The organism is Psychrobacillus sp. NPDC058041 (assembly GCF_042885655.1).
GTDB lineage: Bacteria > Bacillota > Bacilli > Bacillales_A > Planococcaceae > Psychrobacillus.
In genome coordinates this window covers 37,669-57,732 of the sequence record NZ_JBHVRO010000006.1, presented here as the reverse complement: position 1 = coordinate 57,732, position 20,064 = coordinate 37,669, and the positions used below count along the sequence as shown (strand labels likewise).

24 protein-coding genes are annotated in these 20,064 nt (G+C 33.9%); 3 read left to right on the top strand and 21 right to left on the bottom strand.

Features of this window, described 5'->3' with window-relative positions; genetic code table 11:
• Positions 1 to 29: 29 nt before the first annotated feature.
• Positions 30 to 1,034: a DNA polymerase III subunit delta gene (holA, locus tag ACFVR1_RS10985; RefSeq protein ID WP_387583997.1), complete on the bottom strand. Its 1,005-nt coding sequence runs from the start codon at positions 1,032 to 1,034 to the stop codon at positions 30 to 32.
• Positions 1,035 to 1,190: 156 nt separating this feature from the next.
• Here holA and ACFVR1_RS10980 point away from each other — a divergent pair, with 156 nt between their 5' ends.
• On the top strand, positions 1,191 to 1,325 hold the full coding sequence (locus ACFVR1_RS10980; protein WP_151700408.1) for a YqzM family protein: 135 nt from the start codon (positions 1,191 to 1,193) through the stop codon (positions 1,323 to 1,325).
• Between the two features lie 47 nt (positions 1,326 to 1,372).
• Here ACFVR1_RS10980 and ACFVR1_RS10975 read toward each other — a convergent pair whose 3' ends face one another.
• The 12 genes from ACFVR1_RS10975 to ACFVR1_RS10920 form a co-directional block, all read right to left on the bottom strand.
• A complete protein-coding gene (locus tag ACFVR1_RS10975) occupies positions 1,373 to 3,574 on the bottom strand; it encodes a DNA internalization-related competence protein ComEC/Rec2 (protein WP_387583995.1) in 2,202 nt (733 codons plus the stop codon).
• Between the two features lie 86 nt (positions 3,575 to 3,660).
• Positions 3,661 to 4,224 (bottom strand): ComE operon protein 2, encoded by a 564-nt coding sequence (locus tag ACFVR1_RS10970; RefSeq protein WP_387583994.1) that lies wholly within the window; start codon positions 4,222 to 4,224, stop codon positions 3,661 to 3,663.
• 69 nt (positions 4,225 to 4,293) lie between these two features.
• Positions 4,294 to 4,866, bottom strand: a complete 573-nt coding sequence (locus ACFVR1_RS10965; protein WP_387583993.1) for a helix-hairpin-helix domain-containing protein — start codon at positions 4,864 to 4,866, stop codon at positions 4,294 to 4,296.
• 119 nt (positions 4,867 to 4,985) lie between these two features.
• On the bottom strand, positions 4,986 to 5,723 hold the full coding sequence (locus ACFVR1_RS10960) for a class I SAM-dependent DNA methyltransferase (protein WP_387583992.1): 738 nt from the start codon (positions 5,721 to 5,723) through the stop codon (positions 4,986 to 4,988).
• Positions 5,723 to 6,073: a ribosome silencing factor gene (gene rsfS / locus ACFVR1_RS10955; RefSeq protein ID WP_387583991.1), complete on the bottom strand. Its 351-nt coding sequence runs from the start codon at positions 6,071 to 6,073 to the stop codon at positions 5,723 to 5,725. Before rsfS ends, ACFVR1_RS10960 begins: the two co-directional genes overlap by 1 nt.
• Positions 6,070 to 6,645, bottom strand: coding sequence for a bis(5'-nucleosyl)-tetraphosphatase (symmetrical) YqeK (gene yqeK / locus ACFVR1_RS10950; RefSeq protein WP_387583989.1), 576 nt, complete (start codon positions 6,643 to 6,645; stop codon positions 6,070 to 6,072). Before yqeK ends, rsfS begins: the two co-directional genes overlap by 4 nt.
• Positions 6,632 to 7,207 (bottom strand): nicotinate-nucleotide adenylyltransferase, encoded by a 576-nt coding sequence (locus ACFVR1_RS10945; RefSeq protein WP_387583988.1) that lies wholly within the window; start codon positions 7,205 to 7,207, stop codon positions 6,632 to 6,634. Before ACFVR1_RS10945 ends, yqeK begins: the two co-directional genes overlap by 14 nt.
• The gene (gene yhbY, locus ACFVR1_RS10940; protein WP_387583986.1) at positions 7,204 to 7,509 is read right to left on the bottom strand and encodes a ribosome assembly RNA-binding protein YhbY; all 306 of its coding nucleotides are present in this window, start codon (positions 7,507 to 7,509) and stop codon (positions 7,204 to 7,206) included. Before yhbY ends, ACFVR1_RS10945 begins: the two co-directional genes overlap by 4 nt.
• Positions 7,496 to 8,326 carry a shikimate dehydrogenase gene (aroE, locus tag ACFVR1_RS10935; protein WP_387583985.1) on the bottom strand — a complete coding sequence of 277 codons (831 nt, stop codon included), beginning with the start codon at positions 8,324 to 8,326 and terminating at the stop codon, positions 7,496 to 7,498. Before aroE ends, yhbY begins: the two co-directional genes overlap by 14 nt.
• Before the next feature lie 12 nt (positions 8,327 to 8,338).
• Positions 8,339 to 9,442, bottom strand: a complete 1,104-nt coding sequence (gene yqeH, locus ACFVR1_RS10930) for a ribosome biogenesis GTPase YqeH (RefSeq protein WP_387583983.1) — start codon at positions 9,440 to 9,442, stop codon at positions 8,339 to 8,341.
• Positions 9,439 to 9,960 (bottom strand): YqeG family HAD IIIA-type phosphatase, encoded by a 522-nt coding sequence (locus tag ACFVR1_RS10925; protein WP_387583982.1) that lies wholly within the window; start codon positions 9,958 to 9,960, stop codon positions 9,439 to 9,441. Before ACFVR1_RS10925 ends, yqeH begins: the two co-directional genes overlap by 4 nt.
• 100 nt (positions 9,961 to 10,060) lie before the next feature.
• Positions 10,061 to 10,843: a phosphatidylserine decarboxylase gene (locus ACFVR1_RS10920; RefSeq protein WP_387583981.1), complete on the bottom strand. Its 783-nt coding sequence runs from the start codon at positions 10,841 to 10,843 to the stop codon at positions 10,061 to 10,063.
• Between the two features lie 88 nt (positions 10,844 to 10,931).
• Here ACFVR1_RS10920 and pssA point away from each other — a divergent pair, with 88 nt between their 5' ends.
• Together pssA and sigK are read left to right on the top strand one after the other, a co-directional pair.
• Complete coding sequence (gene pssA / locus ACFVR1_RS10915; protein ID WP_387583980.1) at positions 10,932 to 11,471, top strand: CDP-diacylglycerol--serine O-phosphatidyltransferase; 540 nt, start codon at positions 10,932 to 10,934, stop codon at positions 11,469 to 11,471.
• 168 nt (positions 11,472 to 11,639) lie between these two features.
• Entirely contained in the window at positions 11,640 to 12,365 is a 726-nt protein-coding gene (gene sigK, locus ACFVR1_RS10910; protein ID WP_387584310.1) for an RNA polymerase sporulation sigma factor SigK, read from the top strand.
• A gap of 207 nt (positions 12,366 to 12,572) precedes the next feature.
• On the opposite strand, the gene mtnN is transcribed toward sigK, so the two are convergent.
• From mtnN to mltG, 8 genes are all read right to left on the bottom strand, one after another.
• The gene (gene mtnN / locus ACFVR1_RS10905) at positions 12,573 to 13,265 is read right to left on the bottom strand and encodes a 5'-methylthioadenosine/S-adenosylhomocysteine nucleosidase (RefSeq protein WP_387583978.1); all 693 of its coding nucleotides are present in this window, start codon (positions 13,263 to 13,265) and stop codon (positions 12,573 to 12,575) included.
• 252 nt (positions 13,266 to 13,517) lie between these two features.
• Positions 13,518 to 14,201 (bottom strand): YrrS family protein, encoded by a 684-nt coding sequence (locus ACFVR1_RS10900; protein ID WP_387583977.1) that lies wholly within the window; start codon positions 14,199 to 14,201, stop codon positions 13,518 to 13,520.
• Positions 14,202 to 14,613: 412 nt separating this feature from the next.
• A complete protein-coding gene (greA, locus tag ACFVR1_RS10895; RefSeq protein ID WP_387583976.1) occupies positions 14,614 to 15,087 on the bottom strand; it encodes a transcription elongation factor GreA in 474 nt (157 codons plus the stop codon).
• Positions 15,088 to 15,199: 112 nt separating this feature from the next.
• Entirely contained in the window at positions 15,200 to 15,838 is a 639-nt protein-coding gene (gene udk / locus ACFVR1_RS10890; RefSeq protein ID WP_387583974.1) for a uridine kinase, read from the bottom strand.
• The gene (locus ACFVR1_RS10885) at positions 15,838 to 17,109 is read right to left on the bottom strand and encodes a peptidase U32 family protein (protein WP_387583972.1); all 1,272 of its coding nucleotides are present in this window, start codon (positions 17,107 to 17,109) and stop codon (positions 15,838 to 15,840) included. The genes udk and ACFVR1_RS10885 overlap by 1 nt, the downstream gene beginning before the upstream one ends.
• A gap of 83 nt (positions 17,110 to 17,192) precedes the next feature.
• The gene (locus ACFVR1_RS10880; protein ID WP_387583970.1) at positions 17,193 to 18,122 is read right to left on the bottom strand and encodes a peptidase U32 family protein; all 930 of its coding nucleotides are present in this window, start codon (positions 18,120 to 18,122) and stop codon (positions 17,193 to 17,195) included.
• A 5-nt stretch (positions 18,123 to 18,127) separates the two neighbouring features.
• Complete coding sequence (locus ACFVR1_RS10875) at positions 18,128 to 18,763, bottom strand: O-methyltransferase (RefSeq protein ID WP_387583968.1); 636 nt, start codon at positions 18,761 to 18,763, stop codon at positions 18,128 to 18,130.
• 135 nt (positions 18,764 to 18,898) lie between these two features.
• Complete coding sequence (gene mltG, locus ACFVR1_RS10870) at positions 18,899 to 20,017, bottom strand: endolytic transglycosylase MltG (RefSeq protein WP_387583967.1); 1,119 nt, start codon at positions 20,015 to 20,017, stop codon at positions 18,899 to 18,901.
• Between the last annotated feature and the right edge of the window lie 47 nt (positions 20,018 to 20,064).

Sequence of the window (20,064 nt, the reverse complement as noted above, 5' to 3'; positions counted from 1 at the left end):
AGAAAGACTTGCTAATAAGCTCTCTTTTCTCATTTCATCAAAAACATTTCTAATATTCTCTCTCGATTAATATTCAATGTTTTTAATTGTAAATCTACTGTTGCAAGATCATTTAAAGTTGTAAGTAATTTTTTATCATTTTGTAGACTTGGATTATCAAATAAAAGTTTAACTCGGTATGGATGCACCTTTAACTGATTAGCTATTTGTTGAGCATGGTAGCCTTTTTTCTTTAAGTGACTAACCTGAATCATTAATCGTACTTGTGTAGCAATTAATGCATTCAACTTCAAAGGATCTTCTTTCCGTTTCAATAAATCGTGATAAATTTCAATTGCTTCGCTTCTATTTCCCGATAGATAGGCATTCCCTAGAGTAAATACATCTTGTTCTAATGTTCGTACAAGAAGCAACCTGACTGTTTCAGCATCGATTTCATCTAACTCACCTAAATAAGTGGCTATTTTCATTAATTCTGTTTGTAAATGGACTAAATTAGATCCACCAACTTCAATCAATGTATTTAATGCTTCTTCTGAAATTGTTTTTCCAAAACTAGAAACTTCGTGCAATATCCAACCTTTCAAATCATGTGGCTGTAAACTAGAAGCTTCAATAACTTCGGCATGTTGTTTTATCGCTTTCGTTATTTTTTTTCGTTCATCTAGTTTCTCATAAGGTGCAATAAAGACAGTAATAGCAGTTGGGGAAGGGCTGTGTAACCATTGTTCAAGAATATTCAAATCATGTACGACTTTTTCTTTCCCTTTTTCTGTCGCCTTTAAAAAAAATGCATTTCTTGCAACTACTAGTTTTCTATCCGAGAAAAAAGGAATTGTATCTGCTTCATAAATAACTTCTTCTATATTTTTTTCTTCTAAATCAAAATTAATTACTTCTACTTCACCATTTTCATTTAGATTCCTCTTTAGTCTTTTTAATGTCTCCTCTATAAAATAGGCTTCAGTTCCATATAATAAATACACGGGTGATATTTTATTATTCGCTATTTGCATCCATTTTTCTGATATCATAAGGTAAAACTCCTCGTTTAACATAATTAATACTATTATACAGTAGAATTAGTGAATAATTTGTGACATTCTAGAACACAACCGAAAATTGACTGTTTGTGTGTAGATTTTTTTTAGGCAATCCTTTATAATTAGGTGGAAATAGGAGGGGTAACAATGAATGAGTTTGAACAAAATGTACAGTCGAAACGTAACGACGCAATCGACTCAGGCGTAGGTTTCGGTGTCTCCTTTGGATTTTTCACAATAATGTTCGCTATTGCAGTAATTATTGAGTTCGTTTCTCGATAAAAAAGGGGAAAAATGGTTTTGTCTATACAGACAAAACCATTTTTTTATTAAGGAGTTGTTACAAATATATCTCCTTTTTTGGTAATTTCCACTTCAATCGTTCCATCTATACCTGTTTGTAAAAAAGGGAGTTTTAATGCATTTAAACGTGCTATAACTTCTGGATGTGGATGACCATAACGATTATTAAATCCAGCAGAAATAACCGAAATTTTAGGGCGAGTAAGTTCTAAAAAAGATTGTAAACTCGAGGTTTTACTACCATGATGACCTATTTTTAATAATGTAATTAGTTGAAGTTCATTTGAATACTTTCGAACCAGTTCCTCTTCCCCTTCTTTCTCCAAGTCTCCTGTAAATAGTCCATGGAAAAAAGCATTCCGCATAGATAAGACAAGTGAATCATTATTACCTTCGTATTCCAAGTCTACTGGATTAATGTAATTTAAATGAAAGTAGTTTGAAGCTATTTGATCCCCTTCTTTTTTTTCGAATAATAGAATTTTTTGTCTCTCTATTTCTTTCATTAAATCTCTCATTACTTCTTTTTTATGAGAATTCGGGGAAATATGAACCTCTCGTACTCTTATTTGTTCTAGCACTTCTTCGGCACCTTCCATATGGTCTGCATCCGCATGAGTGATAACTAATGTGTCAATTTTTGATATTCCTTTTCCTTTTAAAAACGGAACAACAACTTGTCTACCTACTTCATATAATTCTCTTGTTTCTTTCCACTTTTCTTGTTCAAATCTTAATAATCCTCCTGTATCAATCATGAGAACTTCTTTTCGATATGGCATTTCAATAATCGTACAGTCTCCTTGGCCAACATTTAGAAAAGTAATTCTAGTTGATCCATCTAGATAAGGTGAAATCTGCATCATTACCACGGGGAAAATAAATAATATAGAACTAAACAAGACGTTTTTTCTTCTCTCCAAAGATATAAAAAATATTATCACGCCAAAATAGGCAAGAAGAATGACTGAAAAAGAAGGCTTCATAGGATTCCATAATTGAAAAGGCAGATTACCTAAATATGTTATTATCTCTCCAAGCAAATTTCGAAGAGGCTCATACAGAGAAAATAATAAATCACTTACTGGAGTTGATATAAAAGTAAATAGAAGAAGTAGAATATTAATAGGTAGTACAATGAATGAGAATATTGGTACAAAAATTAAATTAGCGAGGAAAGAAGAAATGGAAACTTCATAAAACTGAAAGATTAAAATAGGATAGACTATGAGTTGACACACTGAAGTAATAATAAGTGATTGTTTTAAATAAGAGGTATTACTATTATTAATTAAAAATACAGACGAATAAATTAATGAAAATGCAGCTAAATACGATAATTGAAAACCAATCTGATAGATAACCCAGGGACTTAAACAAACAAAACCAATAACACTTAAAGAAAAAGCATCATCTATAGCGATTCTATTTTTTATTAGCATACTCACTAAAACTAATTCTGTTACTGACACAGATCTCCAAACTGAAGGTGCACCCCCTGCTAATAATGCATAAAGAGGAAGTGCAATAATTAACAACCAATTTGCTGTTTCCCTTCTTATTCCAATACGAATAAGTATTTCATATAGTAGAAATGCTACTAAGCCCACATGAAGCCCTGAAATTGCAAAAAGATGAGTTATTCCTAATGTTTGATATGCTTTTTGCAGATCTGAAGGCATTTGTTCACGACTGCCTATTAATAATGCTTCAGCTTCAGATTGTAAGGACAATGGGAAACTTGTTTGAATATGTCTCTTTAACTCAAATCTTTTCTCTGCCATATAACTTTTAAAACTTCGGCCTTCTCCTGTATATTGGTAGCTTTCAACCTCTACTTGTCCAACTGCTCCATTACTTTTTATATAATCCTCCATATTAAAAGCGAATTTATGGGACAATGGCCCTTTAATGACTTCATAAGCAGTTACTTGAAAATTCTTTCCAGCCAGGGATACGTTAATGAAATCATTTTTGTCTTTTTCTGTTTGTATTTTTAGTTGTACGTACCATTTATTATGATCATTACCAATTGCGAACCCTCGAACAAAACTCCCATTTATTCTGTAATCGTCAGTCCATGTAATTTCAGATACACTAATTGCTTGAGATGGACGAGGAATTGTTTTATTGAAATATAAATAGGAAAAAAAAGCAATCAAAATGGTAATTAAGATAAATATATTATGCTTTCTCTTATAGATTAACCAAGTACAGACTAATACCATTAATAGCAATACTCTTACAGACTCATAAGCTGCGATTGCAGCAATGACTATTGTTATGGCTAGATATATTAAGTTTCCTTTTAAAACTATAGACCGAATAATTCTGTCACCTTCGTTTCATATGGCGCCAACTCTTCTTTACTTGCTCCTTTCTCTCGAAGTTTTGAAATTAACTCCGTGTAAAGGGCAACTTTTTCGTCACTTAAAAAGTCAATTTTACGTTCGTCAAAAGGCACTTGTATAATCTCAACATTTGCTTGACTTAATAACTTCATGGCATATTCGTTATTTTTATAATTTTGTGCATAGTAAAGTCGAGATATTCCTGCTTGAATAATCGATTTTGTACAAGGTAAACATGGAAAATGTGTGACATATAAATCCGCGCCACTAACTGTAATACCATACTTTGCACATTGTAAAAGAGCGTTCATCTCCGCATGAATCGTACGTACACAATGATTATCAACTACATAACAACCATGATCGATACAATGGTCTCCTCCTGAAATAGATCCGTTGTACCCCCCAGCCATGATTCGACGATCACGAACTATTGTTGCACCAACAGCTAATCGAGTACAAGTGCTTCTTAACGCAAGTAAATGGCTTTGTGCCATGAAAAATTGGTCCCATGTAATACGCTCCATATAACTACCTCCATAACTAATACTCCTCTTAGTTTAGTAGCTTGACCAATCAAACGCAATAACACATTATTATTTCACAGTAATTAGAGATTCTAGTTTGTCGTAAGTTTTTTTACCTATTCCAGTAACCTTCATAAGATCGTGGGTTTCTTTAAATAAACCCTCATCATTTCGATAAGCAATAATCGCCTCTGCTTTTGCGGGTCCAATACCTGGTAAAGTTGTGAGTAGGCCTGCATCTGCTATATTTATATTCACTAGGCTGGAATTCTCTGTTAGAGAACCTTGAAGCTGTTCTACTTCCTCCCCTTCTATAGGTACGTAAATAACCATCTCATCCTCAACTTTTTGAGCATGATTAATAGTTTTACTGTCGCTTATTGGCAAATAGCCTCCTGCAAGTTCAATAGCTTTTAGGACACGGTCTCCTAAAGAAAGTTCATATACTCCTGGTTTCATTACTGCACCTTTGACTTCGACAAATAGGATATGGTCCTCTTCATATTCAGTTGAGATAACTTGTTCTTGAATTGTTTCTTGGAATGGGATTGGTTGTATTGCATCAGCCGTGGGATTGGCTGAATTGAATTGGGATTGATAAATGAAGATAATAACACCCAAAGTAACTGTCGTTGGGAGCAACAGTTTTTTCTTGTATTTCTGAAAAAATGAATAAACCAGAAATATCACCCTCTCTAGAGAAGAGGTAAATCATATGGAGTTAAAGCAACTATACTAAATTTACCTCTTAAATGAAAGGACTATTTTCTTGCGTGGACAAATATTCTCTCCACTTCTTTTTCTGACTGTTCCTCAAAAATAGAAGTAGAAACCGATACGGAAGTGAAACCTATCTTTTTTAAAAGATTTTCATACGATTCTAATGGAAATGATCTCTGATAGTGAGACTCTTCAAAACGTTCATAATAACCACTCTCATCCTTTACAAAAAAAGAAATGTCATGATAAATTGAATGTCTTTCTTCCCCTATCTCAGTATTCCAAATATATGCAACCTGATCATCTTCATATGTAAATGGACCATTCGGAAATATTTCATCCATTTTATAAAGTGAGTGTACGTCAAAAAATAAATGACCACCTTCAACTAGAGAATGAAAAACATGTTGAAAGGTTTGTTCTACCTCTTGAATTGTTTCAAGGTAATTTAATGAATCAATAGCAATAACTGCTATATCCATTCCCTGAATTCCATCCATTTCCGCCATTGATTGGCAAATATACGAAATGGATAAATGGTTTTCCGTGCTGCGATTTTGGGCAACTGTTAGCATAGCTTCGGATAAATCAACACCAATAACTTCATAACCAGCCTTTGCAAATTGCACGCTTAATACGCCCGTACCGCATCCAATATCAACTAATTTATTTCCCGCAGAAGTGGGTGCTTTTTTTTGCACCCATTCTGCGTATTTTGTATAGGGTATATCCGACATCAATCGATCATATATAAACGCAAACTGGTCGTACATAGCCATTATGCATCTAGTCCGACTTCGATCATTGGTGCATCTCCCCAAAGGCGTTCTAAGTTATAATAAGAACGCTCGTCTTTATGGAAGATATGTGCAACAACGTCTCCCATATCAACTAAAATCCATCTTGCCTCATCAAAACCTTCTAATCGTTTCACATTATACCCAGCAATACTTGCTTGTTCTGAAAGTTCTTTAGCAATGGCTTGCACTTGTCGATCTGAACTTGCATGACAGATTAAAAAATAATCCGCAAGTAGCGATACACCTTGCATATTTAGTACGACAATATCGTCTGCACGTTTATCGTCAGCTGCTTTATAAGCTATTTCTAATAATGTTGAAGAATTCATTCCTTCACTTTTCCTCTCTTTTGTATCAAATCATTATAACAATGAAATGAGTCCGGAAATACCGGTTGTTTTTTTTCAATCAAAAATGTAATGCTATGTGTTACGCAACTAATCATTGCTTCATCTAAGTCTAATTCCGCTTTCTCTCTTAACACATCTATCCCTGGAAAGCTACGACTCGGTTCTATCATATCTGAAATATAAATAATCTTCTCTAAATTGGACATCCCCGCTCTTCCAGTTGTATGAAATCGAATGGCTTGAAGGATGTCCTCGTCATCGAAATGAAACTCGTTTTTGGCAACTACACTTCCAACGGGACCATGCCACAACTCATGATGGAATGATAAAAGGAGTGGGTCTAATTGTTCGGAAATAATCATTTGCTTAAGCCATTCATAATCTGCAAATTTCACAACATCATGTAGGATTCCAGCAATTTCTGCCTTATCTTGGTCTTCTCCATATTTCTCTGCTAAATGAATAGCTGTTGTTGCTACACCTTTTGTATGCTCGAATCGTTTAAGTGGCATACGGTCTTTTATTTGTTCTAGAAGATTATCGTATTTCATATAACTTCTCCTTATGAATGAAATCTCTAACTAACTCAGGAATAAGAAACTTCGTTGTTATTCCATTCTCTAGTCGATTTCGCACAAGCGTTGAAGATAATTCGATTTGAGGGATCTCCAATTTAATAATAGGATATGCAGTTTCAAGCGAAGTATTTGGTCTAGGAATTCCAATAATTTGTACTTTTTTAATAAGCTCATCTATTCGATACCAATTGGGCAAATATTCGACCTGATCTCCACCAATTATAAAATAAAATGTTGAATTCGGCTCTCTCGCTTGTAACAATTCCATCGTGTCAAATGTATAGGATGTACCTCCACGATCCAATTCAATCGTTTCAACAACCATCTTTTCTACATCTTTTATTGCTAGTTCGACCATTTTTAGCCTTTGGGTCTTTGTAACGTGCTCGTCCTTTTTTTTGTGAGGCGGAGTAGCATTTGGCATAAATCTCAATTCATCCAAATCTAGTGCATATAACACTTCGTTCGCAATAATTAAATGACCAATATGTGGTGGATTAAAGGTTCCACCTAAAATCCCTACTTTTTTACTCATGCACGACTCGCTTTAGGAAGCTCGATTCTTTTATTATTTTTCGATGGTTTATATAATACTACCGTTAAGCCGATTAATTGCACTAGTTCTGCTTTAGTACCTTTTGCAAGCGCTTCTGCTACATCATGCTTTTCGTCTTCACAGTTTTGTAAAATACTAATTTTAATCAGTTCACGAACTTCAAGTGCTTCGCCGATTTGTTTAATCATTGCATCATTTACTCCACCTTTACCAACTTGAAAAATTGGTGATAAATGATGCGCTTCACTGCGCAAAAATCTTTTTTGTTTACCTGTTAACATAACTTCCTCCTAATTGCTCCGTTAATTGTGCCATCATTTTATCTGTATTTGGGGTTATTCCGTTCCAATAAGAAAAAGCGATCGCTCCTTGATGAACAAGCATTCCTAATCCATTTACTGTTCGAACATTATATTTACCTGCTTCCTCTAAAAAAGGGGTAACTAAAGGATTATATACAATATCTGCAACAATTGCATGCTCTTTTATATTATTTAGTTTAATTGGTAAGGTGTTTTCTTGATTTTTCATCCCTTGAGGGGTCGTTTGAATAATAATATCAAAAGCATTCAATCGATTTTCAGCATCTTCCAAGGAAATAGCATGTCCAATCTGTATATCATTCACTAATCTTTCCGCATTTGCATGTGTGCGATTAGCAAAAGATATATTCGTAAATCCAGATTGCTTTAATGCATGTGCAATTCCTCTTGCGGCTCCTCCAGCTCCAACGAAAAGAATTTGATGGTCAGTATAAATTGGTCCTAGGGATTGAATAAAACCCAATCCATCCGTATTATACCCAATAAATCGATTATCTTCCGTTTTCACAACAGTATTTACTGCGCCAATGCCTTGTGCAGAAATGTCTATCTCGTCTAAGAAAGGAATTATTTCATTTTTATAAGGAACCGTAACATTCCAACCACTGCACCCCAAAAGCTTGAGAGCTTCTACTGCTTCTTTTAAATTATCTTTCTCTACATGGACTGGAATATAGCTAGCATCAATATTATTTTCTTGAAGCCAAGTTTCATGCATGTAGGGAGATAAGGAATGAGTGATGGGATTACCAATAACCGCAAACCATTTTTTCATAAATAACCCCTCCTAAATTAGCGACGGACGAATAGAAACTTCCACTCCGGCTGGCGCATGCGCAGCAATTATTACATCTCCATGCTGAACAGTAATCCAACCAAGACCAGAAAATACAATGTCTGTTTTCGGATTCTTTATCTTAAATTCATGTCGTACTAAAGGAGGCAGTAAATCCACAAATTGTTCTGAAGGTGGAGATAATAACTTTCCTTTATGCTCTTTATATAAGTTATCCGCGTTTTCTAGTTTCGTTCGATGTATTGGAATATCATTTGCAATATGACAAGTAAATGCAGATCTCTTCCCTTTAATGAAATCGAAACGAGATAAACCACCTAAGAATAGCGTTTGTTCACTATTTAATTGGAACACTTTTGGCTTTATTTCTTTTTTTGGTGTTATGAATTTGAGTTCAGACGGATCTAAGAAATGAGCCATTTGATGGTGATTAATAATGCCAGGTGTATCAAATAACGCTTTCGTATCATCTAAAGGAATTTCAATCATATCAAGGGTTGTACCTGGGAAATGAGAAGTTGTAATAACTGCGTCCTCGCCAGTAGCATGTTTAATAATTCGATTGATAAACGTTGACTTTCCAACATTTGTACAACCAACAACATAAACATTTTCTCCTTTTCGATAATGTTCGATTGCTTCTATAGCTTCCGGCATTCCTGTTCCTTTATGAGCACTTACAAAAAGTACGTCAATTGGAGAAAGACCTAATTTTTTCGCTTCCTGCTTCATCCAGTTAATCACTTTATTCTTTTTCACTGATTTTGGAAGTAAATCTGCTTTATTTGCGATTAAAAGAATTGGATTGTTACCAACAAAACGGTGTAATCCTGGTAGCCAACTTCCATTAAAATCGAAAATATCTACAATTTTAACGATTAATCCTTTTTGCTTTCCTAACCCATTTAATATACGTAAAAAGTCATCATCCGTTAAAGAAACCGGCTGTAATTCATTATAATTTTTTAGTCTAAAACAACGTTGGCAAATGATAAAATCTTTTTCTAGGGACGATACTGGTGCATAACCAGGATCTCCTATATTTTCTGTTTGAATTGTTGTACCGCAACCGATACACTTTGGTGCTTCTGTCACTCTTCTTCCTCCCATGTAACTTGCCCTTTTTTATCCAAATAACGAAAAATTCTCCGTTCAACTAGACGGTTAAATTTCGTAATAAATCCATCCGATTTTGCAACTGGAATTACCAGAATTGTATGTAGTTTTTGTCTGTTTCCACCAAATACATCGGTTAAAAGTTGATCACCGATAACTACTACTTCATCCTTTTTTACGGACATAAGTTTCAATGCATGTCTAAATGCTTTTCCCAAAGGTTTTCTCGCTTTATAAATAAAAGGAATTCCAAGGGGATCTGCAAACGACTGGACTCGCATTTCCTTATTATTAGAAACAATAATTATTTGAATGCCTGCAGCTTTCATGCTTGCAAACCATTCAATTAGTTTAGGGGTCGCATCAGGACGATCCCATTCAACTAATGTATTATCTAAGTCCGTAATAATTCCTTTTATGCCTTTTTCTTTTAAAAGTTCAGGTGTAATGTGAAAGACACTCCTCACAAATTCACTAGGTATAAAAAATTGATACAACGACTAACACTCCAATTCGGCACTTTTATTTAAGAGTAAAAAAGTATATTATTTTACGACGTTCTGTCAAATCTCGATACACTTGCACTTTTCCTAACGATTATAGCATATTTGCTACTAACTCACCCATTCGGATAAACTGTCCTTCTTTAATAGAGGAACTAAATTCTATGCTTTCCTCTGAAAAAAGCATAACTACTGTTGAACCAAACGAAAAGTAACCCACTTCCTCGCCTTTTGACCATTCTTTTGATGTATTTGTAAGCTCAATGGAATTAACAAACATAGCTCCTACTTTTATGAAAAAACAATTCTTCATATTAGGCATTTCTATTTCGGTAAGTAAACGATAATTACCACTAATAGTGTTTTTTCCATATTGAAGACCCCATTTATTTACTGGATATGATTTACTTCCAAGTATGTATTGTCGAAGGACCTTGCCGTCTGAAGGTGCATGGATACGATGATATTCGGCGGGACTAAGATATAAAACAATATACTTACCATTTACATACTCATTTGCTAGTTTTTCAGATCCTAGCATATCACGTAAAGTATAAGATTTTCCTTTTACTAGAAAGACTCCGTCAACTGATATATCACCAAACTTTTCTACTTTTGCATCTACTGGACTTACAATAGCACTCTCTAATTTCTCAATAGGTCTAGATTCTGGATTTACATTTCGAACAAAGAATTCATGCAATGTAGAAAATTCCTTAATATCCTTCGATAGTTCTTGAATCGTTATATTAAAATATTTTATATATGATGGTATAATCTTTTTACTCCATTTGGATTGTGCAAATCCTTTGATGACATATGAAGACCACTTTCCGTTCGTTAATTCAATCATTGATTGGTATAATTTTTCTCTCATTTTAATCTCCCTATGAAAAATGACTTACAATTTTTTCTTAACCGAAGTATAATGAACAAAGATAATATTTGTAAAGGAGTGATTTGCAATGTATTTACAAAACGTTATGACAAATACCGTAAAAAAATTGAAATCACAAGCAGCTAACATGATTACAATTGCTAATCTCGCTTTTGGTGGAGCAGCAATTATGGCAACAATGAATGGTCATTACACATATAGTGTATTATTTATATTTGTAGCTGGTTTACTAGATCGATTTGATGGTATGGTTGCTAGGAAATTTCAATTGGAATCTGAATTGGGTAAACAACTCGATTCCATGAGCGACATTATCTCATTTGGAGTTGCTCCTGCATTACTTTTATATGCGTTAGTATTAAAAGACTTTAGTGTCGCTGGAATGATTATCACTGTTATTTATATTGCTTGTGGCGGTTTTAGACTTGCTCGATTTAATATCTCAGAACCTAATGGGTATTTCACAGGACTTCCAATTACTGTATCTGGCGTTATATTAACACTTTCTTATTTTGCTATCAATTACGTCCCATCAGTATCTTATATGTTCTTGTTTATTTTACTGGCATTCTTAATGATAAGCACGTTTACACTCCGAAAAGTCTAAAATATTTTTTCTATCTAAACGACTGTACCTTCAGTCGTTTTTTTCATTTTCTTTTTTCCAACAAACTTTGATTTTTCCTACTTCTTATATGCTCTCGGACGTGCTCATACGTTCTATTCCCTCAATATTCGACATACAATAAAGTATAAATAGATGGAGGTGGACACAATCTCTGGTATCTTTACTGCTTTTATGAGCATGATCTCAGAACTTCCGCTTGTTCTCGGATATTTGAAAGGTCAGGCATTCCATCAGCCTTTAACACCTGAAGAAGAGAAAGTGATGATCGATCGGTTTCTGGCAGGTGATTTGACAGCAAGAGATGAACTTATAGAAAGAAATATGAGATTAGTAGCACATGTAGTTAAAAAATTTCATCCTAAACATGAGCTTCTTGATGATTATATATCAATAGGAACTATTGGGTTGATGAAAGCTGTAAATAGTTATACACCAACAAAAAAAACAAAACTAGCTACATATGCAGCTAGATGCATTGAAAATGAAATACTTATGTATTTAAGATCATTAAAAAAAGTTCAAAAAGACGTCTCTTTACATGAACCGATTGGAACTGATAAAGATGGACATTCTTTAGAAATTACCGACTTACTACAAGGAATTGAAAAAAGTACTGATGAACAATTAGTTGATCAAGAAGATATGAATAGATTATATAAGCATTTATCCAGTTTAGAAAAGCGTGAACTAGAAATAATTGTACGTCGTTACGGTCTCTTAGGATATCAACCAATGACTCAAAAAGAGATATCGAAACAATTAAAAATTTCAAGAAGTTATGTCTCTAGAATAGAGAAGCGTGCTCTCGTAAAACTATATCAATCCTATATACATGAAAAAAACTCTTTTGATGTTAACACCAAAAGAGCTTAGAGAATTAATCTTCGCTAGTTTCTGCTATCATAATAAAAGCTAATACTGCAGTAATCAAAATAGACATTGCCATGATAAAAATCACAATATCCCTCCTATAAATTATAATGAAAGCGATAATATAATTCCATCATAACATAAGTATGAACATACATGACAAAAACTTTAATAAGTTAATCTTCTTTTCGACTAAACTTTTCTTTGTGATTAAATTTTTTCTAAAACGTTCAAAACGATTTCAGTTGAATGTTTTGCAGCAACAGGTAAAAACTCATCAAAACTAATAGAAGACTCTTTTCCCGCAATATCAGATAAAGCTCGGATTACTACAAAAGGCACATCAAATTGATGACAAACTTGTGCTACTGCTGCTGCTTCCATTTCACATGCTTTCATTTGAGGAAAATTATTACGAACTTCTTCCACCTTCTCGGGGTTATGCATAAAAATATCTCCAGTAGCAATTAAACCCGTTGCTGATTGATGTCCCCCTATTTCTAACACTGCCTCTTCAGCAAGTTTCATTAATTTGTTATTCGCTTTAAAAGCTGCCGGGAGCAATGGTACTTGACCTATTTCGTACCCAAAAGCGGTAACATCCACATCATGATGACGAACTTCATCAGAGATAACAATAGCTCCAACTTCTAAAGTTGGATCATACCCACCTGCAGAACCAGTATTGATCACAAAATCCGGTTTAAATTCATTTAATAATATTGTTGTTGTCATCGCAGCGTTTACTTTTCCAATACCACTTTTCAATAAGATGACTTCATGTTTTTTATATGTACCAACTGTAAATTCACTATTTGCAATAATAGTTGTTTCAGCATTTTCGATTTCTTCTCTTAACAATTCTACTTCCTGTTCCATAGCTCCAATAACTGCAATTTTCATATTGCTTCCACCTTTCATCACACTTACGCTCCTGTGTAACTACGTCCAGATTTTAAAATATACACTTTCAAAGTCTGCGACAATCAAATTATACTATAAACTAATTCAGAAGGTATTACCCCAAAATGACATACCTGAATGCATTCATCCAGTCTTAGTGCTTTTAATATTTGCGGCATAGCGCATCACTTAAATAGTGCTGAATCATGAAAAAAGCACTCCTTCTAAAATAAATCAAAGACGCCTCTTTCGTCAAGAGGCGCCATCTAGTGATTTTAGTTTTTCTTTTTTCGTAGGTTTCCATCCTTGTCCTTCTATCCACTCTAATTGAACTCGGTAAATTTCTTTACCATCTTTAGATGTAACTGTACCAACTGATTTCTGTGGGCTTCCTCCATTACCTAAAAACTTGACATACATATTTTCAGAATCCAGTCCAGTTCCATAAGATAGTGCTTGAATTTTTTCAGCCCAGTCAACAGATTGACTATCATAGTTAGAAACATGCTCACCTGTCTGGGTTGTACCTATTGGCTTCCAATTAGGATCGATTGTAGTTTCTTCCACATTGGGGTTATCAGATTGTTCATTAATAACTTGTGAGTTTTCTTGATTTGTAGTAGTTTCTGAGTCAGAAGTTATTTGATCTTCCTTGGCCACTTCCTTTTCTTCAGCACTCTCTTCAACTGTATTAGTGACTTTTTCTTCGTTTGATGAAGTATTAGAATCAACTTCTTCTGACTTTACTTCTTCATTATTTGTTGTTTTGTTTTCTACATTGGCTGTTTCCGGACCTTTATCCGTTACTATATTTACAACTACTATAATAATTAAAAGTAAAACTACTCCTATTAGAATATTTATGATAGTATTCCCTTTTTTCTTACGATTTTTTTTGTTTAATCTAGAATTTGGTCTTTGATTATAATTTGCCATAGTTTTCCCCCTTAAAGAATCTGTATATTTTATTAGACGAAAAGTAGGTTTAAATTGTTTCATAAGAAAAACATAAGCGTCCTTTAAGTGCATCTTGTCTCTAGTATTTCCAGAGTGCTTTGGACAAAACATCAACTACACTTGTGGATTAGAAAAAGAAAGTGCCAGTTCATTTTTTCGACGACAAAGCATATTCGCAGGAGCAAAATCTTTTCTGCGACGAGCTTTCATAATCTTCAAAAAAATGACTGTAGACAAACTCAATTTTTATTGAGTTTGTCTACAGTCTGAGATAAACTTTAAATTTAACTTTTAGATAGTAAATAATATCTAAATATGAAAGCGAAAAGCAACTAATGAAAACGCTCTCATCAGTATGTTTCCTAACAAGTACATTTACTACTTCTCAAATTTAAGATATTGAAATAATTTGAACATCCATTTCTCCACCAGGAGTTGTTATCTTTACTTTATCTCCCGTAGATTTTCCAAGTAAACCTTTTGCAATAGGTGAATCATTTGATATAAGTCCCTCTAGAGGGTCTGCTTCAGCTGAACCAACAATTGTATAAGATTCTTCGTCTCCATCAGGAATTTCAATAAATGTTACCGTTTTTCCTAATGAAACTACATCATTATTTTCTTCTTCTTCAATAATTACAGCATTTCTAATCATTGATTCGATTGTAGAAATTCTACCTTCTACAAAAGCTTGATCTTCTTTAGCAGAATCGTACTCAGAGTTCTCCGATAGATCGCCAAAGCTTCTTGCAATTTTAATACGTTCCACTACTTCTTTACGTTTAACCGTTTTTAAAAGTTCTAATTCATCTTCTAACTTCTTTTTACCAGCAACGGTCATTGGATATTGTTTCTCTGTTGACACTCCCATACACTCCTTTAAATACACACTTAAAACCTTTTCATGTAACATTCATATGCTAAGATTTATAATGATATGAATTTCATGAAATAATTGTCAATCCACAATCATCATATTATACAATAACATCAGTTTCAAGAATAGTTTTTATTTTTGTAACCATTAAATCTATTGCAACCTCATTTTGCCCACCTTCAGGGATTATAACATCTGCATATCGCTTGGTAGGTTCAATAAATTGATTATGCATCGGACGAACGACATTAATATACTGTTCAACAACTGAGTCCACCGTGCGTCCTCGTTCATTGATATCACGCAAAATACGGCGAATAATACGTAAATCAGAATCAGTATCTACAAATAATTTTATATCCATTAGATTTCGAAGTCGCTCATCTTCTAAAACTAAAATTCCTTCTAAAATTATTACATCTTGCGGCTCAATTCTAATTGTTTCCGTCGAACGAGTATGTTGTGCGTAATCATATACGGGCTTATCGACTGCTTTATTATTTAACAAATTATGAATGTGCTCTATAAGTAAGTCATTATCAAAAGCAAGAGGATGATCATAGTTTGTGTTTAATCGCTCTTCAAATTTTAAATGACTTTGATCTTTATAATAATAATCTTGCTCAATTACAACTACAGAATGGTTTTTAAATACTTCACTTATTGCGTTAGTTACACTCGTTTTACCAGAACCTGAACCACCAGTAATCCCAATAATAAGAGGGGTTCTATTAGACATTATTTCATCCCTTTTCTCATCATATTATTTGGATACAATTTCACCGGACATTTGAATTGTATTATTTCTAAAGGATGTCTTGCTGCATCCAGCACTTGTCCTTTTTTGTTCATTATTTCTCCCATTATTAAACGCACATTTTCTATTTCTGGTCCAAAAAATTCTACTTCATCGCCAGGTTTAAAGAAATTACGTTGCTGTAAAGTAACTATTTGGGTTTCATCATTATAATCCAGGACAAGACCTACAAAATCAAATCCTAGTTTTTTATCATGTACCCCATACATTTGTTGTTCGACACCTGGTTCTCCTTCAAAAAATGCCGTATCCGTTTCACGATTAGCGCATTTTTCAAGCTCTTCTAACCATTCTTTTCGCATTTGAAAGTTTTCAGGATCTGCACAGTATACATCTATTACTTTACGATAAACACTTACGACTGTCGCAATATAGTGAATAGATTTCATGCGGCCCTCGATTTTGAGTGAATCAATACCAAGTTCAATCATTCTCGGTATGGATTCAACTAGCTTTAAATCTTTTGGACTCATTGCAAATGGAACGTCATTCTCTTCAAATAATGCTTGTTCCTCTCCGTTTTGCTCCTCATACAAATCATAATCCCAACGACATGATTGACAGCAACCACCTCGATTAGAATCACGAGCAGTCATATGATTAGAAAGTGTACATCTACCACTGTAAGCAATGCACATTGCCCCGTGTATAAATGTTTCAATTTCAATATCCACTTTCTCTTTCATTAATTGTATTTCATCGCCACTTGTCTCCCGTGCTAACACAACACGATGTAAACCCTCTTCTTTCCAATATTGAACAGCTTTCCAATTAGATAAGGATTGTTGTGTACTCAAATGAATTTCCAATTTTGGAGCAGAGTTTCGACAAGTTTCAATTATTAAAGGATCCGCAACAATGATGCCAGTAACTCCTGCTGACTCAATAGCTTGTAAATATTCCTCCAAGCCATCCATATTTTCATTATGGGCAAATATATTAGTCGTCACATAAATTTTTGCTCCATACCGATTAGCAAATTCCACTCCCAATCGCATTTCATCAATTGAAAAATTTCCTGCATTCGATCGAAGACCAAATTCTTGCCCACCAATAAAAACAGCATCTGCACCATAATGGACAGCAATTTTCAACTTTTCTAAATTCCCAGCTGGAGCTAATAGTTCTGGCTTTTTGGTAATCACTCGTTTGCCACCAATTAGCTCACTTATTTTATCTATTTTTGTTGTCACACGGTACCTTCCCTTTCTTAACTGACAAGAAAGTTAATCTTTTATTCAGTTATTGTCGAGTTTCCTAGCATTTCCCACCCATCTTAATACACTGTTTCTTTAAAGAAAAAGCCAGTATCAAGTGGTCTTAATGGGGGTTGCATTTGTTCAATTTTCTTGTAGAGTTCTTTTTTTATTTCTTTGTAAGCTGAATGGGAAACATAATAAGCATCGATTGCTTGACGATAATAACTCGTAATTGTAGTAACATATGCCGGGTTATGTAAAATTCCATCAATTTTTAAACTATCAATTTCAGCATCTAAAAGCTCATCTAATTCATCAATCATGCACATATCGTTTGGACTGAAGATATGAGTGCCATTTTGATCTTCATAAATGGGATACTTGTTCGAGCGCTCTTTATCATGCAAAAACATATTTTTATTGTTGGATCGATTTTCTATTTCCATCGCTTTATCTTGAAATAAGAAATAATTTCCGAGTAAAGCACGCTTCGATTGAAAAATACATGTCATTCCATGGACCTGAACTTCGATTTGTACTTCTGCATTTTCCTTAATTTCAATTATTTCTTCTAAACTTAATTCTCTAGCAAGAACCGCTCTTGTTGCACCACGTTGTCCCCAGTAGTTTGCGGTAAAATAATTGGTCGCAGTTTGTTCTGTATTCCAGTGAAGAGGAATTGTCACTTCCGCTTCCCTTCTCGCAATAATAACGGAAGGATCCCCAAAAACAATTGCATCAACACCAAATTCTTGCATTTTTTTCATATAGGGAGCCAGTTGATCTACTTTGTCATTATGAAAAAGTGCATTCATAGCTACATATATTTTTTTATTATGCGCTTTAGTTAATTTTGTTGCAACTTCAATATCTTCTATAGAAAATTCTCCTGCTAGACGCAATCCAAAAAACTGCTCACCTACTAAAAATGCATCTGCTCCTGCATCAATTAATTCTTTCATATGATTGATACTAGAAGGTGTAACTAAAAGTTCCGTCTTTTTCATTTTTTTCACCTCTTAATACTGATTAACATGCCATCTCCAACTGGTAGAAATGCTGTGTCATAGTCAGGATGATTTAACAACCATTCTGTAAATTGATGTTGGTTTCGTACCATAGTTCTTTTCCTTCGAGGTACCTCAGTCATGGGAAGTTCAGATAACCCATTTAACAATAAATTATCACAATAAATAACGCCTCCATCATTTAATAATGGTGCGTACTTTTCGAAAAACTTTTTATACTGTCCCTTTGCTGCGTCAATAAAGATAGCATCAAAGTGCATATTCTGAAACAAGTCATCGGAAACTTCTAGAGCATCTCCCTCAATCACTTGAATACGTTTTTGCAAATTCGCTCGTTCAATAAATTTGTTAGCAACTTCTACTTTTTCTTTATCTCTTTCAATTGTAACAATACTAGTATTTTCTAGTTTAGATGCAATCCGCATAGAAGAATATCCGATGGCAGTGCCTAGTTCTAATATCGATCTTGGCTTTTGCAATGAAAGTAAATGAATTAATGATTCCATACCTGATAATTGCATAATAGGAACATGGTGATTCTTTGCGTACTGTTCCATTTCAATAAATAGATCCGAACGAGGTTTTATAAGTTTCTTTAAATAATCTTCCTTTACTTCCATAACTGTTACCCCTTTTTTAATAGATCAATGACGTCCCTACGTAATCTTAGACGCAAGATATTTAAAGTTAAAACCATAATAAGTCATAACATAGCAGGAGATGGAATTTAAAATTATTCCTTCTCCTGCTACTAATTATTTTAGATATTTGTCTACGTTTTTAAGATGTTCTTCATACGTCTTTGAAAAGTGATTTTCTCCTTCTTTATCAGCAAGGAAATACAAATAATTTGTCTTAGAAGGATCTAACACCGCTTCGATTGACGATTTCCCAGCATTAGCAATTGGGCCAGGAGGCAAACCTTGGTTTTTATAAGTATTATATGGATTGTCCACTTCTAAGTCTTCAAAGAGAACTCGTTCTTTATGACTTCCAAGTGCATACAAAACGGTTGGATCTGTCTGTAAAGGCATTTTAGCTTGCAAACGATTGTAGAACACACTTGCAATCAAAGCCCTATCCGTCCGAGCAGTTGCTTCTTCCTCTAATAAAGATGCAAACGTTAGTAACCAATGTACAGATTTATCTTCTGTCTGAAGAATTTCAGAATATGTAGACATTGTTTTATCTGTATTCGATAACATTGTTTCTACAATTTCTTCTAAAGAAGGTTTTTCTTCATAAAATGGATATGTTGCCGGAAATAAGTAACCTTCTAATGCATACCGAACATTTGGCCCTTTAATTTCTTCTGTTAACAAATTTGGATATTTGATCATCATTTGATCAACAAAATCGTTATTTGTAACAAGGGCAAAAAATTCATCTGCAGTGTAGCTCGTTTTCTTTTCGACTACTGCTCCAATTTGTTCTAAAGTTAATCCCTCTGGAACAGTCATAGTGAATACTGGTTTACGGTATACTTTACCAGTTTTCAAACTCTTAATAATTTCATCTAAAGTCATAGATTTTGTTAAATTGTAATCTCCGGCTTGGAAGTCCGATTCATTTTTAAATTTAGCATAGTATTTAAAGATCTTTGCGTTCTTAATAATTCCGTATTTTTCAAGGGTTGTGGATATTGAGTCAAGACCTGAACCAATTGGAATTTGAACGCTAATGATATCTTCAGATTTTGGATCTAAAGGCTCTAAAGAACTTTTCACATACTTATACCCAAAAAAACCACTAGTTCCTACAACAATCAGCAGGAATAAAAAGATAGTTAATACGATTCGTCTAACAAGTTTTACTTCTTTTTTCTTTTTTATCATTCGATCAAACATAATTTCTTTTTTTGATTCATTTCCCACGGGTTCCCCCCCTTTAATTCCATTTTATTATACAAGATATCAAGAAA